The organism is Streptomyces typhae (assembly GCF_009755605.1).
Classification (GTDB): Bacteria; Actinomycetota; Actinomycetes; order Streptomycetales; family Streptomycetaceae; genus Streptomyces; species Streptomyces typhae.
This window is the reverse complement of the sequence record NZ_WPNZ01000023.1, coordinates 65,974-79,544: the sequence shown is the minus strand read 5'-3', so window position 1 is coordinate 79,544 and position 13,571 is coordinate 65,974. Positions and strand designations below refer to the sequence as shown.

12 protein-coding genes are annotated in these 13,571 nt (G+C 72.8%); 8 read left to right on the top strand and 4 right to left on the bottom strand.

Annotation, left to right across the window (positions count from 1 at the left end; genetic code table 11):
- Positions 1–352: 352 nt before the first annotated feature.
- A complete protein-coding gene (locus GPA10_RS32480) occupies positions 353–1,048 on the bottom strand; it encodes a hypothetical protein (protein ID WP_157168588.1) in 696 nt (231 codons plus the stop codon).
- 55 nt (positions 1,049–1,103) lie between these two features.
- A complete protein-coding gene (locus tag GPA10_RS32475) occupies positions 1,104–1,907 on the bottom strand; it encodes a bifunctional DNA primase/polymerase (protein WP_157168587.1) in 804 nt (267 codons plus the stop codon).
- Between the two features lie 614 nt (positions 1,908–2,521).
- Here GPA10_RS32475 and GPA10_RS32470 point away from each other — a divergent pair.
- From GPA10_RS32470 to GPA10_RS32460, 3 genes are all read left to right on the top strand, one after another.
- The gene (locus GPA10_RS32470; RefSeq protein WP_157168586.1) at positions 2,522–4,039 is read left to right on the top strand and encodes a PP2C family protein-serine/threonine phosphatase; all 1,518 of its coding nucleotides are present in this window, start codon (positions 2,522–2,524) and stop codon (positions 4,037–4,039) included.
- Positions 4,040–4,293: 254 nt separating this feature from the next.
- Entirely contained in the window at positions 4,294–5,763 is a 1,470-nt protein-coding gene (locus tag GPA10_RS32465; RefSeq protein WP_343041574.1) for an aminopeptidase P family protein, read from the top strand.
- A gap of 251 nt (positions 5,764–6,014) precedes the next feature.
- Positions 6,015–7,241 (top strand): MFS transporter, encoded by a 1,227-nt coding sequence (locus tag GPA10_RS32460; protein WP_157168585.1) that lies wholly within the window; start codon positions 6,015–6,017, stop codon positions 7,239–7,241.
- Here GPA10_RS32460 and GPA10_RS32455 read toward each other — a convergent pair.
- Positions 7,238–7,792, bottom strand: coding sequence for a carboxymuconolactone decarboxylase family protein (locus GPA10_RS32455; protein WP_198351770.1), 555 nt, complete (start codon positions 7,790–7,792; stop codon positions 7,238–7,240). The two genes, GPA10_RS32460 and GPA10_RS32455, sit on opposite strands and share 4 nt — an antisense overlap.
- A 41-nt stretch (positions 7,793–7,833) precedes the next feature.
- On the opposite strand from GPA10_RS32455, the gene pdxR reads away from it, so the two are divergent.
- A complete protein-coding gene (gene pdxR, locus GPA10_RS32450) occupies positions 7,834–9,330 on the top strand; it encodes a MocR-like pyridoxine biosynthesis transcription factor PdxR (protein ID WP_157168584.1) in 1,497 nt (498 codons plus the stop codon).
- Positions 9,331–9,383: 53 nt separating this feature from the next.
- Here the strand turns inward: pdxR and GPA10_RS32445 are convergent, their stop codons facing one another.
- Positions 9,384–9,911 (bottom strand): ATP-binding protein, encoded by a 528-nt coding sequence (locus GPA10_RS32445; RefSeq protein WP_157168583.1) that lies wholly within the window; start codon positions 9,909–9,911, stop codon positions 9,384–9,386.
- Positions 9,912–10,115: 204 nt separating this feature from the next.
- Here GPA10_RS32445 and GPA10_RS32440 point away from each other — a divergent pair, with 204 nt between their 5' ends.
- The 4 genes from GPA10_RS32440 (at position 10,116) to GPA10_RS43865 (ending at position 13,557) form a co-directional block, all read left to right on the top strand.
- Positions 10,116–10,973 carry a hypothetical protein gene (locus GPA10_RS32440; RefSeq protein ID WP_157168582.1) on the top strand — a complete coding sequence of 286 codons (858 nt, stop codon included), beginning with the start codon at positions 10,116–10,118 and terminating at the stop codon, positions 10,971–10,973.
- A 177-nt stretch (positions 10,974–11,150) separates the two neighbouring features.
- Positions 11,151–11,909 (top strand): YcnI family copper-binding membrane protein, encoded by a 759-nt coding sequence (locus tag GPA10_RS32435; protein WP_157168581.1) that lies wholly within the window; start codon positions 11,151–11,153, stop codon positions 11,907–11,909.
- Between the two features lie 71 nt (positions 11,910–11,980).
- Positions 11,981–12,793 carry an SCO family protein gene (locus GPA10_RS32430; protein ID WP_246260212.1) on the top strand — a complete coding sequence of 271 codons (813 nt, stop codon included), beginning with the start codon at positions 11,981–11,983 and terminating at the stop codon, positions 12,791–12,793.
- The gene (locus tag GPA10_RS43865; RefSeq protein ID WP_343041573.1) at positions 12,790–13,557 is read left to right on the top strand and encodes a copper chaperone PCu(A)C; all 768 of its coding nucleotides are present in this window, start codon (positions 12,790–12,792) and stop codon (positions 13,555–13,557) included. Before GPA10_RS32430 ends, GPA10_RS43865 begins: the two co-directional genes overlap by 4 nt.
- The last annotated feature ends 14 nt before the right edge of the window (positions 13,558–13,571 follow it).

Sequence of the window (13,571 nt, the reverse complement as noted above, 5' to 3'; positions counted from 1 at the left end):
CGCGCCGATGCGTGGACGCCACCCGTCCGCACCTGTCCGGCCGTCTGCCGGGGCACTTCCGGACGGCTGTCGGGACAGGCTCAGCGGCCGGTCCGCGCGTGCGCGGCGGCGGGGCGTGAGACAGGTGGGCCGCCCCGTCGGCGGCACCCCCTCACTGACCCACCAGTCAGTCGGATCGGAACGCGTGACTCCTGTCACAACTCCCCTTGGCGGCAGGTAAATCCCTGTCCGGATAACTGAGATCGAATTTGCCAAGCGCCGATCTCTTGTTACCGTTCTGGTAGCCCGGTTGCTGGTGCATCCCCCGTCGCCAGCAACCGGGCGCTTCTGTGCCCTGCGAACGGTCGCATGCTCAACTGCCCGGGGCGGCGGTGGAGTTGCTGCCCGACCTGAGCAGCAGGGCGTCGCCGCGCTCCGCCGCGAACTCCGCCACCGCCGAGTACCGCGCCGCTGGGCCCGCCGTGCGTTCCCTGGGTGTGTCGCAGGCCGTCGGCTCGTCCTCCGCGCCCACCGGGCAGTGCATCTGCACGGTGCGTCCCGTGGGGCTCATGAGGCTGAGCACGGCCTTCATCGGCTCGCCGGTGGCGTTGCGGTAGTACGTGCGTGCCCAGGTCTCACCGGCCTGGGTCAGGACACAGGTCTGGGCGTCGACGCCCTTCGGCGAGGAGACCTCGGGGCCGCAGCGCGCGGTGGTCTCGGCCGGGGGCTGGGCGTCGGCAGACGGGGCCGCGACAGACGGGACATCGGCGGGCGGGGCATCGGCGGGCGCGGGCCGGTCAGGGGCGCGGTCGTCCTCGCCCGGCGCGGACTGGCCGGAGGCCTTGGCGTCCTCGTCGGGCACGGACTGCCCGGAGGCCTTGGCGTCCCCGTCGGGCACGGACTGCCCGGAGGCCTTGGCGTCCCCGTCCGGCGCGGACCGCCCGGGAGCTTCGGCGTCCTCCCGGAGTGCGGGGCCCGCGGACGCGCCGGCGAGCGGCAGCAGCGCTGCGACGGCCACGACGCCCAGGAGCGCGAGCAGGCGGGGGTTCACGGCCGGGCGCGGGTGCATGGGCCGAAGATAACGACCGGGGAGACCCGGCCTGTTCGTCCCGCGCCCAATACCCCTACAACTCGGGTGCGCTCACACCCGTACGAGTGAGCGCGTCGACCACCGCGTCCACGACGGCCTGCACGTCGGGCACCCAAGGGGTCGCGGAGCCCGGTGCCGGGGCACGCTCCCAGCGCACCTGTCCCTGGCCGGTCTCCGACGGCGGCAGGGCGACGTACCCACCGTCGCCGTGAAAGCGCAGCGAGCCCGGGACCCGGTCCTTGGCATACAGGAGTGCGCCCAACTGCTCCATCGAGTACGGCGCGACGAGGATGAAGACGCGGGCCTGGGTGGCGACGACGGGTCCGAGCCGGACCCCGGCCTTGTCGAGTGCGGCCAGGGCGCGCGCGCCGGCCACCGCGGGCAGGCTCACGGCGCAGGGGGCGCGTCCGCCGGTGGCAAGGAGCACCGGTGCGCCGGGCCGATTGGTCCACCACCAGCGCACCATGCGCTCGTCGGTGGTCGCGGCGAGCAGTCCGGGGTCGAGCGGGTGGGCGCCGGGGAAGGCGCAGTCGGGGTCGGGGCAGGCACAGCGAACGGGCGCCCCGCGCAGCTCCGCCGCTCCGGTGCCCCTGGCCGCCTTTCTGGCGCCCCTGCCGCTCCTCTTGCGTGTGTCGCTCTGCCGGTCCGTGCGCGTGCCGAGGGTGTCGAGGGCGCCGAGGCCCCGCCTGACCTGGTCGTCCGTACCGACGCCTGGCAGCACGGGCCAGCGCCATGCTGTCGCGAAGGTCAGGGCCGCGAGCAGAGCGGGACTCTGGTCAGGCTTCCTACCGACTCGCCAGGACAGGAGCCTGCGTCGCCTTCCGAGGATCTCGCGCATGAGCGCTCGTTCCTTTCCGTTACACGCAGAGGGACACTTCGGGCCACATCACACCATGAGTGGATCTCTATCGCCGTGCGTACGAGGTGCGCGTACTAGGTGCATGCAAGTGCGTACAGGTGCGTACAAGCTGGCGCATCACTCCCCAGCCTGCGGCATGGGGCTCCCCTATGGGCCGAGCGTTGACGTGGCGGGGGGTGGCGGCGCCTGGCGTTTGCCGTCCCGCGCATTTCGTGCCGCCCGTGCCACGGGAGGATGGGGCACGGTCGCCGTGGGTTTAGACGCCCGACTCGGCCACCAGGTTCCGGGCATCGTGCAACTGCCCCTGGCCATCACCGAGTACGTACCCATCACGACCGCTGTGACGCTCCTTCGAACAATGTCAGTCGACCGCAATATGCCGTTCGCTGCAACAGTTTTCAGACAAGTTCTCAAGATCTCTTCCGCTGCACGGAATTCACACGCATCTTCTTGGACACCACGAATCCCAGCAGGACAATGCTGGACATCCCCTCTCCACTGCGTGTAGATGTGGAGACATTGCTAGCGACGCAAGATGACAGGGGGTTTGCGATGCTATCGAGCAATACGCGCTGGTCGGAAAGCCGTCAGCCATGAACGCCCCGCATCCTCCGAAAGTGGCCGGAATCGATTCCACTGTTCCCTCTCCCGCCCACACTGCCACGCCCGCCTCATCCACCCGGGGCGCGCCGGGAGCGCTGATCCAGGATCGCCTGGCCGGCTGGGTCTCGGACCTCACCACGCTGCACGAACTCGCCGAACGCCTGTCCCGCACCGCCACCCTTGACGAGGCCCTCAAGGAACTGCTGCGCGCGGGAGCCGCACTGGTCGGCGCCCGCCGCGGTCTCGTCGTCCTGGAACCCGCCGACGGCCGCGGTCCCGACACGACGGTCGGCCTCGGCCTGACCCGCGCCGACCTCGGCCATCTGGAGACGGTGCCGCGCGGCGCCACGTCGTTCGGCAGGCTGCTCGACGCCACCGCCGCGTACGCCCCCGGCGCGGCCGGCTCCGCGAGCGCCCTAGACGCGGTGGCCGCGGGCGACTCCGGGGACGCAGTGGGCGCCCCCACCGCGACCGACGCCTGCGGACCCCGGCCGCCCGTCACCGAGATCGTGCAGCCCGACCTCTTCGCCGACGACGCCCTCGACCCCCGCCACCGCGAGGTCGCCGTCCGCCTCGGCTATGCGGCCAGCTATGCGCTGCCGCTGGTCACGGACGCGGCGGGGCGGGTCGGCGCGGTGGCCTGGCTGTACGACGAGCCCGCCGAGCCGACCGCGCGCCGACGGCATGTCGTCGGCCGCTACGTCCAGTACGCGACCGAGCACCTGGCACGCCTGGTGGAGCTCGACCGCGCCCGCTCGACCACCGCGACCCTGCGCGAGGAACTGCTGCCCTCCCGGCTCCCGCGCGTCGCCGGGGTGCAGCTCGCCGTCCGGCACCACGCGGGACCGCGCGGCGGCGGCGACTGGTTCGACGCGCTGCCCCTGCCCGAGGCGGCGCTCGGCCTCTCGGTCGGCTCCGTCACCGGGGCCGGGCCGAGCGCGGTCGCCGCGATGGGCAGGCTGCGGGCGTCCCTGCGGGCGTACGCGGTGATGGAGGGCGAGGATCCGGTCGCCGTCCTGTCCGACCTGGAGCTGCTGCTCCGCCTGACCGAGCCCGCGCGCGCGGCGACGGCGCTCTTCGCCTACTGCGAGCCCGCGCTGCGCAAGATCGTGCTCGCCGGGGCCGGGCACAGCCCGCCGCTGCTCGTCGGCGAGCGGCGCACGGAGTTCGTGGAGACGTCCCTCTCGGCGCCCCTCGGCATGCTCGCCTGCTGGGAGGCGCCCAGCGTGGAGCTGCACCCGGAGCCCGGAGAAACGGTGCTGCTCTATACGGACGGGCTGCTTCACCGCACCGGCGACGCGATGGACCGCGCCTTCGCCCGGCTGCACGCGGCCGCGGTGAGCGTGCCGAAGGCCGCCCGCGACGACCCCGGCGCGATCGCCGACCACGTCCTGCGCACGATGCTGCCCGAGGGCCCCGACGCACAGGACGGCGCGCACGGCGCGCACGGCGCGGACAGCGAGGACAGCGAGGAGGACGTCGTGCTCCTCGCTGCGCGGTTCGCGTAGGGCCCGCGCGGCGCGGTGCGCAGGAGACCCTTCGTGGCGCGGTGCGTACGAGACTCCTTCGTGGCGCGGTACGTACGAGACCCCCTCGCGGCGCGGTACGTACGAGACCCCTCCTCTGCACGGCGCGCGTAAGGAACCGGGCACTCCGCGTGAGCCTGCCGCAACGGGTCTTCCGGCCCTGGGAGCCCTTCCGTACGACCGTACGATGGAGAGATCCCAGTGTCGTACACAGCCGCGAAAACAGGAGGCAGACCGTGTCGGACGCCCTCAACCCGGAGACCCCGGAAGAGCTGGTGGAGACCGAAGAAGAGCCGATCAAGCAGCGCAAGAACGGCCTCTACCCCGGTGTCTCCGACGAGCTCGCCGAGAACATGAAGTCCGGGTGGGCCGACACCGAGCTGTACGACCTTCAGCCCGTCGCGCAGGCCGCCGAGACCGCCGCCCGGCGCGCCGCGCTGTCCGCGCGCTTCCCCGGCGAGCGCCTGGTCGTGCCCGCGGGCAACCTGAAGACCCGCTCCAACGACACGGAGTACGCCTTCCGCGCCTCCGTCGAGTACGCCTATCTCACCGGCAACCAGACCGAGGACGGCGTCCTCGTCCTGGAGCCCACCACCGGCGGCCACAAGGCGACCGTCTACCTGCTGCCGCGCTCCAACCGCGAGAACGGCGAGTTCTGGCTCGACGGCCAGGGCGAGCTGTGGGTCGGCCGCCGCCACTCCCTCACCGAGGCCGAGAAGCTGTACGGCATCCCCGCCTCCGACGTCCGCGAGCTCGCGGACGCGCTGCGCGAGGCCGCGGGCCCGGTCCGGGTCGTGCGCGGGTACGACGCCGGGATCGAGGCCGCCCTCGCCGACAAGGTGACCGCCGAGCGCGACGAGGAGCTGCGCGTCTTCCTCTCCGAGGCCCGTCTGGTCAAGGACGCGTTCGAGATCGGCGAGCTGCAGAAGGCCGTGGACTCCACGGTGCGCGGCTTCGAGGACGTCGTGAAGGTCCTCGACAAGGCCGAGGCCACCAGCGAGCGCTACATCGAAGGCACGTTCTTCCTGCGCGCCCGCGTCGAGGGCAACGACATCGGCTACGGCTCGATCTGCGCCGCGGGCCCGCACGCCACCACCCTGCACTGGGTCCGCAACGACGGCGACGTGCGCTCCGGCGACCTGCTCCTGCTCGACGCGGGCGTCGAGACGCACACTTACTACACGGCGGACGTCACCCGCACCCTGCCGATCAACGGCCGCTTCAGCGAGCTTCAGAAGAAGATCTACGACGCCGTGTACGAGGCCCAGGAGGCCGGTATCGCGGCCGTCAAGCCGGGCGGCAAGTTCCGTGACTTCCACGACGCCTCGCAGCGCGTGCTGGCCGAGAAGCTCGTCGAGTGGGGCCTGGTCGAGGGCCCCGTCGAGCGGGTCGTCGAGCTGGGGCTCCAGCGCCGCTGGACGCTGCACGGCACCGGTCACATGCTCGGCATGGACGTGCACGACTGCGCCGCCGCGCGCCGCGAGTCGTACGCCGACGGCACCCTGGAGCCGGGCATGTGCCTGACCGTGGAGCCGGGTCTGTACTTCCAGGCGGACGACCTGACCGTGCCGGAGGAGTACCGCGGGATCGGGGTGCGCATCGAGGACGACATCCTCGTCACCGAGGACGGCAACCGGAACCTGTCGGCCGCGTTGCCTCGTCGGTCCGACGAGGTCGAGCTGTGGATGGCCAAGCTCAAGGGCTAGCCGCCCGGGAGCAGGTGAGGGCCGGGGCACCGCGACTGCGGGGCCCCGGCCCGCTGCTTGCCCGGCCCGCTGCTTGCCCGGGGCCGGGCTCGCCGTTGATCGGCCTTCGGCCTCGTCCTCAAACGCCGGACGGGCTGAGACCCGCCAGTCGGCTCAGGAATCCGGTCAGGCCGGGACCCACCAACTGGCCCAGGAACACAGTGCGGGAATGGACCAGTTACAGGTGCCACTCCCTTCCTAACGTCTCCGGCATGACCTCGATCCGGCTGCTGCCGCCACGGGGGCCCGCGCGGCTCCTCGCGCTCGCCCAGTTGAGCAACTCCGTGGGTGACGGCGCGTTCTACGTCACGTCCGCTCTCTACTTCTCGCAGGTCGTCGGGCTCGCCCCGACCAGGATCGGGCTCGGGCTCACGCTGGCCTGGGGCGTCGGGGCGGTGCTCGGGGTGCCGCTCGGGCGGCTCGCCGACAGGCGCGGGCCGCGCGGCACCGCGGTGCTCCTGTCCCTCGCGACCGGCGCGGCCGTCGCCTCCTTCCTCCTCGTACGCGGCTTCGTACCGTTCGTGGCCGCCGCGCTCGTGTACGCGACCGCGCAGTCCGGCCTGTCCGCCGCACGCCAGGCCCTGCTCGCCGGGCTCGTCGCCGAGGAGGAGCGGACCGGGCTGCTCGCCCATCTGCAGTCGACCCTGAACGCGGGGCTCGCCGTGGGCGCCGGGCTCGGCGGTGTCGCCCTGCACCAGGGCAGCCGGGGCGCCTACCTCGCGGTGTTCGCCATGGACGCCGTCAGCTTCCTGGTGTGCGCGGCGGTACTGCGGCGGCTGCCCGCCGTCGCACCGGTCGCGGCGGTGCCGGGTGAACGGCTGGCGGTGCTCAGGGACCGGCCGTACGCGCTCGTCACGTTCCTCAACACCGTTCTGCTGCTACGGATGCCGCTGCTCAGCCTCGGCGTTCCGCTGTGGCTGACCGAGCGCACGACCGCGCCCGCCTGGCTCGTCTCGGCGCTGTTCGTCCTCAACACCCTCGGGGTGATGGCCTTCCAGGTGCGTACGGCGAGGTCGGTGTCCGGCATACCGACGGCGGTGCGGGCCCTGCGCAGGTCCGGTGCGCTGATGCCCGCCGCGTGCGTGATGTTCGCGCTGTCGGGCGCGGTGGACGGCGCCTGGGCGGCGGGCGCGGTCCTGGTCGCGGCGTCCCTGGTGCTCCTCGTCTCCGAGATGCTCCAGTCCGCCGGTTCCTGGCAGCTCGGCTTCGACCTGGCGCCCGCCCACCGGATCGGCGAGTACCAGGGCCTCTTCGGCACCGGCGTCACCGTGGCCCGCACCCTCGGGCCCCTTGTCCTCACCGCGCTCCTGGTGGAGTGGGGCACGCCCGGCTGGCTGCTCCTCGGCGGCCTCGTCCTCGCGGCTTCGTACGGGATGGGCCCTGCGGTGCGATGGGCCCAGGGGCAGTCGGCCCGCCCGGTGGGCCACCGAGCCCTCTAGCCGTGGCGCTCGTCCGTTCCCGCGACCTTCGCGGTGGCGAGCGCGATCCGGTTCCAGGTGTTGATCGCGAGGATCAGGGCGATGACCTGGGCCAGCTCCCCGCCCTCGAACTGCACCGCGGCCTCGGCGTACACGGAGTCCGGGACGCCCGCGTCGGCGACACGGGTGACCGCGTCCGTCAGGGCGAGGGCGGCCTGCTCCTTGGCGGTGAAGAAGTTCCGGGCCTCGCGCCAGACGGCCACCATGTGCAGCCGGTCCTCGCTCTCGCCCGCCTTGCGCGCATCGTTGGTGTGCATGTGCAGGCAGTACGCGCAGCCGTTGAGGTGCGAGGCACGGATCTGGATCAGCTCGACCAGGGCCGGGTCGAGGCCCTCGCGGGCGGCGGCGTCCAGACCGATGACGGCCCGGAAGACCTTGGGGGCGGTCCTGGCGAAGTCGATGCGGGCGGCGGTCCCGGGGGTGGACGCCATGGTGTTCGTGGTGTTCGTGGTGTTTGTGGTGTTTATGTTGTTCGTGGTGTTCGTGGTGTGCTCGGTGTTCGTCATGACCATGAATCTACGGCGCGGAAAGACCACGCGTAGGGTGCATTCCCATGGCGGAATCATGGGTCAATTCGGCGGAGCGCATCGTCAGTGACCTGCACCTGGACCTCTCCGGCGGGGGCAGCCGCAGGGCCGCGCTCATCCGTGCCCTGCGCGCGGCCGTCCAGGACGGCAGGCTCGCCCCCGGTACCCGGCTCCCCCCGTACCGCTCCCTCGCCGCCGACCTCGGCATCGCCCGCAACACCGTCGCCGACGCCTACGCCGAACTCGTCGCCGAAGGCTGGCTGACCGCCCGGCAGGGCTCCGGCACCCGGGTCGCCGAGCGGGCCGCCCCGCCGCCCGGCGTGCGCGTGCCCAAGCGCTCCGCCGCGGCCGCCCGTCCCGTCCACGACCTCGTCCAGGGCCGGCCCGACACCGGCTCCTTCCCCCGCACCGCCTGGCTCGCCGCCGCCCGCCGCGCCCTCACCGCCGCGCCCAACGAGGCCTTCGGGCCCGGCGATCCGCAGGGCCGCTTCGAGCTGCGCCGGGCGCTCGCCGCGTATCTGGCGCGGGCGCGCGGGGTGCGCACGACCCCGGAGCGGATCGTGGTGTGCTCCGGGTTCGCGCACGCGCTGCGGCTGCTGTTCGGCGGTCCCGGCGGCGGCGCGGGCGGCGGGGTGCTGCGCGGGCCCGTCGCCGTGGAGGCGTACGGGCTCGGCTTCCACCGCGCCCTGCTCGACGCCGCGAAGGTGCGGACCCTGCCGCTGGCCCTCGACGAACACGGTGCCCGCGTGGAGGAGTTGGCGGACCTGCCGGGACCCGTACGGGCACTGCTCCTGACGCCCGCGCACCAGTTCCCTACCGGCGGACCGCTGCACCCCGGGCGCCGCAGCGCCGCCGTCGACTGGGGCCGCACCCGCGGCGGGCTGATCCTGGAGGACGACTACGACGGGGAGTTCCGCTACGACCGGGAACCCGTCGGCGCGGTCCAGGGCCTCGACCCCGAACGCGTCGTCTACATCGGCTCGGTCAGCAAGAGCCTGTCACCCGCCGTGCGGCTCGGCTGGATGGTCCTGCCGGAGCATCTGGTCGACGCAGCCGTCGCCGCCAAGGGCGAGCGCGAGGCCTGGGCGAGCGTCCCCGACCAGCTCACCCTCGCCGACCTGATCGACTCCGGCCACTACGACCGGCACGTCCGCCGCATGCGCCAGCGCTACCGGCGCCGCCGCGACCATCTCGTCGCCGCCCTCGCCGAGCGCGCGCCGCACATCACCGTCACCGGTATCGCCGCGGGGCTGCACGCCGTGCTGCGGCTGCCGCCCGGCACAGAGGCGTCCGCCGTGAAGGCCGCCGCGTGGCGGGGGGTCGGCGTGGAGGGCCTGTCCGACTACCGGCACCCGGCCGCGCAGGCCGGGGAGCGGGACGGGCTGGTCGTCGGGTATGCGACACCGCCCGAACACGCGTACGCGGCGGCGGTCGAGGCGCTGTGCGAGGTGCTGCCGCCGCCGTCGGGGGGACGGGGGGATCGAGGAGGCGCAGACGACGATTCAAGCCCGTCCGGCGTTTGAGGACGAGCAAGGCCGAAGGCCGCGACCTCCCCGCGCCATCAACCGCCCAAGCCTCACGCAGTGACAAGCGGCGCGTCCTCACGCCACTTGAGGATCTTGTCGAAACTGATCACGGCGCCGCCGCGACCGGGCGTGCTCCCGAAGTCCACATGGTCGGCGAGCTCCCGGATGAGACACAGACCGCGCCCGCTCTCGGACGTCTCGGGAGGCAGGGCGAGCGCGGGGGCGGGAGCCGGGGCCGGGCGCCGGGTCCTGCGCCGCCCCCGGCGGTGGGTGGACACGTGCACACGGCTCGGCGGAAATCCGGGACCGGAGTCGGCGACCTCGATGCGGCACTTCTCGCCGTCGAGATACGCCGTGACGCGGTAGGCCCCGCCCGGGGAGTCGCCGCCGGGCGCGCCCGACGGCGCCGCCCCACCGTGCTCCACCGCGTTGGCACAGGCCTCGGTGAGTGCGAGGGACAGGTCGTAGGAGACATCGGGGTGCACCCCCGCGCTCTCCATCGTGCCCATCAGCAGGCGCCGGGCGAGCGGAACGCTCGCAGCTTCGCGCCGCAAATGGAGTGACCACCAGATGCTCATGCTCCAGCCTCCTGGCTGCGGCTCGACATACCGATACGTATTGCCGCACGTACCCGCGAATAAGCGCCCACTTGACGTGATGCCGCCCATACGGCGGACGCGGCGGCGCCCCCGCCCGGTGTAGTCGGGTACCCGTTCCACGGCGCAGAAGCCTGCCGACCTGCCGTAGGCGCGGGGGGAACCTGGTGCGATGATGGCCCGGCCATGACTGCCCCCCACCAGCGCCACGCGCGCGCCGGAGCCGACCTCCGGCTGCTGCGGGCCGCGACGTTCGCCGCGGTCTGCGTCGTGCTGTCCGCGGGGGGCCATGTGCTCGCCTCGTGTGCCTCCGTCCCGCTGTGGACGCTGGCCGTGGCCTTCCTCGCGGTGCTCGCCCTCGCCGTGCCCCTGGCCGGGCGCGAGCGGTCGCTGCCGGGGATCGCGGGCGCGCTCGCCGTGGGTCAGCTCGGGCTGCACGCCCTGTTCGGCCTGGGTCAGCAGCACGGCAGCGCGATGGCGGCGGCCTCCGCCGGCGGCGGGCAGGGCCCCGGTTCGCTCGTCGAGCGCGCCGCCCGGATCGTGTGCGGCGCGGGCGGGGCGACCATCACCCCCGTCCAGGCCCGGCAGATCCTGGAGGGCGCGGGCCTCGGCCCCGAGGGCGGCGCGCACACGGCGCACGCCCACGCCGGGGCCGCGGCGGCCACTCCCGTGCCGCCGATGGAGGCCGCTTCGCCGGTGTCCGCGGCCGCGCTGCTGCCGTCCCTGCCGATGCTTCTCGCGCACCTCCTCGCGGCGCTCGCCGCGGGCTGGCTGCTGCGCCGCGGCGACCTCGCCCTCGGCCGCCTCGTGCGGCTCTCCGCCCAGGGGGCGTACGGAGTCGCCGAGGCCGCGCTCATGCGGTCCCTGCGGGCCGCCCTCACGCTGGTACGCATCCTGCGCGCCGGTCTCACGGGCGCACCCACGACCGGCCCGGTGCGCGCCGTCCCCGCCCTCGTACCGCCGCGGCTCAGGGCCGCCGCGCTCGAGGACACGGTGATCCGGCGCGGCCCGCCCGCGTCCGCCGCGCTCGCCCTCGCCGCCTGACGCGGACTGCTCCTCCCGCACCTCCCGGAGGGGTGCCGCGTCGCGCATCCACGCGCCCGCGCGGCCGCCCGGCCCGCCGCGGCGCCCCCTTCCGAACACCACAGTGCGTACGGCCGTATTCACCGTTCATCACGGGCACGACCGCGTGCCCGCCTGCTGAAACTGGAGCACTCCGCCATGAAGTCCCTGACCCGCGTCTCCGTCGTCGCCTCCACCGCCGCCTCCGCCGTTCTGCTGCTCTCGGCCGTCCCGGCGTTCGCGCACGTCAGCGTCTCCGCCGAGGGCGTCGCCGCCAAGGGCGGCTACGCCACCGTCAACTTCAAGGTCCCCAACGAGCGCGACGACGCCTCGACGACCAAGCTCGAGGTCACCTTCCCCGCCGACCAGCCGCTCGCGTCCGTGATGACGCAGCCCGTACCCGGCTGGAAGGCGAAGGTCAGCAAGACCAAGCTGAAGAAGCCGATCGAGATCCACGGCGAGAAGATCGACGAGGCCGTCTCCAAGGTCACCTGGACCGCGGACGGCAAGGGCATCGAGCCCGGCACCTTCCAGAAGTTCCCGCTGTCCCTCGGCCAGCTCCCCGAGGACGCCGACCAGATGGTCTTCAAGGCCTTGCAGACGTACAGCAACAAGGAAGTCGTCCGCTGGATCGAGCCGCAGGAGAAGGGCGCCGAGGAGCCGGACTTCCCCGCGCCCGCCCTCGCCCTGAGCGCCTCCGACGACCACCACGGCGGCGGTGCCGCGTCCGACGACGACGCCGACGACGCCAAGGCCGCCGGTGCGAAGGACGGAGACAAGGAGACCGCCTCCTCGAAGGCCTCCGACAGCGACAGCAGCGACACCACCGCCCGCACCCTCGGCATCGTCGGCATCGTCGTCGGCGCCGCGGGCGTGGCCTTCGGGGTGCTGGCCGGCCGTCGCCGCGCCAACAGCTGAGCCACCCGCGGGACGCGCCGCGGGCCCGGCCCCGGCGCGTCCCGGCCCCCTCACATCTGGGACATTTTCGTATGCGCAAGTTGAGCAAGTTCAGCAAGCAGAGCAAGTCCAGCACGCGGAGCACGCGGAGCACGCGGAGCACGCGGAGCACGCGGAGCACGCCGAGCACGCAGAGCACGCAGAGCACGCGGAGCACGCCGAGCAAGCAGACCACGAAGGCGCTCACCGCCGCCGCGCTGCTCGCCGCGGCCGCCGTCACCCTGACGGCGTGCGGTTCGGGCGACAGCAAGAAGGACCAGCCGGTCGCCGACGTGTCGATGGAGTCCGCGAAGGACCGGGCCGCGACGGTCCTCGACAAGCCGTTCAAGAAGCCGGACCTGGTCCTGAAGGACACCCACGGCAAGAAGTACGACCTGCGCGAGCAGACCAAGGGCAAGCCGGTGCTCCTGTACTACGGGTACACCAACTGCCCCGACGTCTGCCCGCTGACGATGAGCAACATCGCGGTCGCCAAGAAGAGCCTGCTGCAGAAGAAGGCCGTCACGAAGGCGGAGCTCGACAAGCTCCAGGTCGTCTTCGTCACCACCGACCCGGAGCGGGACACCGGCAAGGAACTCGGCAAGTGGCTGAAGGCCCAGGACCCCGAGTTCGTCGGTCTGACCGGTGACTTCCCGACCATCCAGGGCAGCGCCCGCACCGTCGGCATCAGCATCGAGCCGTCCAAGAAGCTCAAGAACGGCAAGATCGAGTCGATGCACGGCACCCAGGTCGTCGCCTTCTCGCCGAAGTCCGACGCCGGCTATGTCGTCTACAACGGCAAGGACGCGACGGCCAAGGACTACGAGCAGGACCTCCCCAAGATCCTCGAGGGACGGAACCCGTGAACCACCGCACCACCCGCCGTCGCCGCCTCCTGACCGGCGGTGCCCTCGCGCTGACCGCGGGCCTCGTCCTCGCGGGCTGCGGCGACGATTCCGCCGACGATCCGGGATCGTCCGCCGCCTCCGCCGGCACCGCGAAGAAGCCCGTACTCGCCGTCAGCGGCGCCTACATCCCCGCCCCCGCCATGGACGACATGGCCGGCGGCTTCTTCAAGATCACCAACAAGGGCGCGGCCGACAAGCTCGTCTCGGCCTCCAGCCCCCTCGCGGGCAGCGTCACCCTGCACGCCACCGTCGGCTCCACGATGAAGGAGCGGAAGTCCTTCGACGTGCCCGCGAACGGCGAGCTCGACTTCGCCCGCGGCGGCAACCACATCATGCTGGAGAAGCTGAAGCACAAGCCGGAGCAGGGCGACAAGGTCGAGGTCACCCTCCGCTTCGAGAAGTCCGAGCCGATCACCGTGACGATGGCGGTGCAGGCCGCGACGTACAACCCGGACGCGGGCTCCGAGCACGAGTCGGGTGCCGCCGACAAGCACGCATCCGGCGCTGCGGAGAAGCACGCATCCGGCACCGCCGACAAGCACCCATCCGGCGCCGCCGACAAGCACCCATCCGGCGCCGCCGACAAGCACGGCTCCGGCGCCGCCGACAAGCACGCATCCGGCGCCGCCGACAAGCACGCATCCGGCAACACCAAGACCCACTCCACCACCGGCGAGCACGCGGCGGCCGACGAGCCGACCGACGCGCACGCGTCGCACTGAGGGGATTGAAGAGT

Coding starts and splice junctions, on each gene's coding strand:
- GPA10_RS32480 (WP_157168588.1), bottom strand. CDS start 1,048: ATGCACCCGCGCCCGGCCGTGAACCCCCGCCTGCTCGCGCTCCTGGGC.
- GPA10_RS32475 (WP_157168587.1), bottom strand. CDS start 1,907: ATGCGCGAGATCCTCGGAAGGCGACGCAGGCTCCTGTCCTGGCGAGTC.
- GPA10_RS32470 (WP_157168586.1), top strand. CDS start 2,522: ATGAACGCCCCGCATCCTCCGAAAGTGGCCGGAATCGATTCCACTGTT.
- GPA10_RS32460 (WP_157168585.1), top strand. CDS start 6,015: ATGACCTCGATCCGGCTGCTGCCGCCACGGGGGCCCGCGCGGCTCCTC.
- GPA10_RS32455 (WP_198351770.1), bottom strand. CDS start 7,792: ATGGTCATGACGAACACCGAGCACACCACGAACACCACGAACAACATA.
- pdxR (WP_157168584.1), top strand. CDS start 7,834: ATGGCGGAATCATGGGTCAATTCGGCGGAGCGCATCGTCAGTGACCTG.
- GPA10_RS32445 (WP_157168583.1), bottom strand. CDS start 9,911: ATGAGCATCTGGTGGTCACTCCATTTGCGGCGCGAAGCTGCGAGCGTT.
- GPA10_RS32440 (WP_157168582.1), top strand. CDS start 10,116: ATGACTGCCCCCCACCAGCGCCACGCGCGCGCCGGAGCCGACCTCCGG.
- GPA10_RS32435 (WP_157168581.1), top strand. CDS start 11,151: ATGAAGTCCCTGACCCGCGTCTCCGTCGTCGCCTCCACCGCCGCCTCC.
- GPA10_RS32430 (WP_246260212.1), top strand. CDS start 11,981: ATGCGCAAGTTGAGCAAGTTCAGCAAGCAGAGCAAGTCCAGCACGCGG.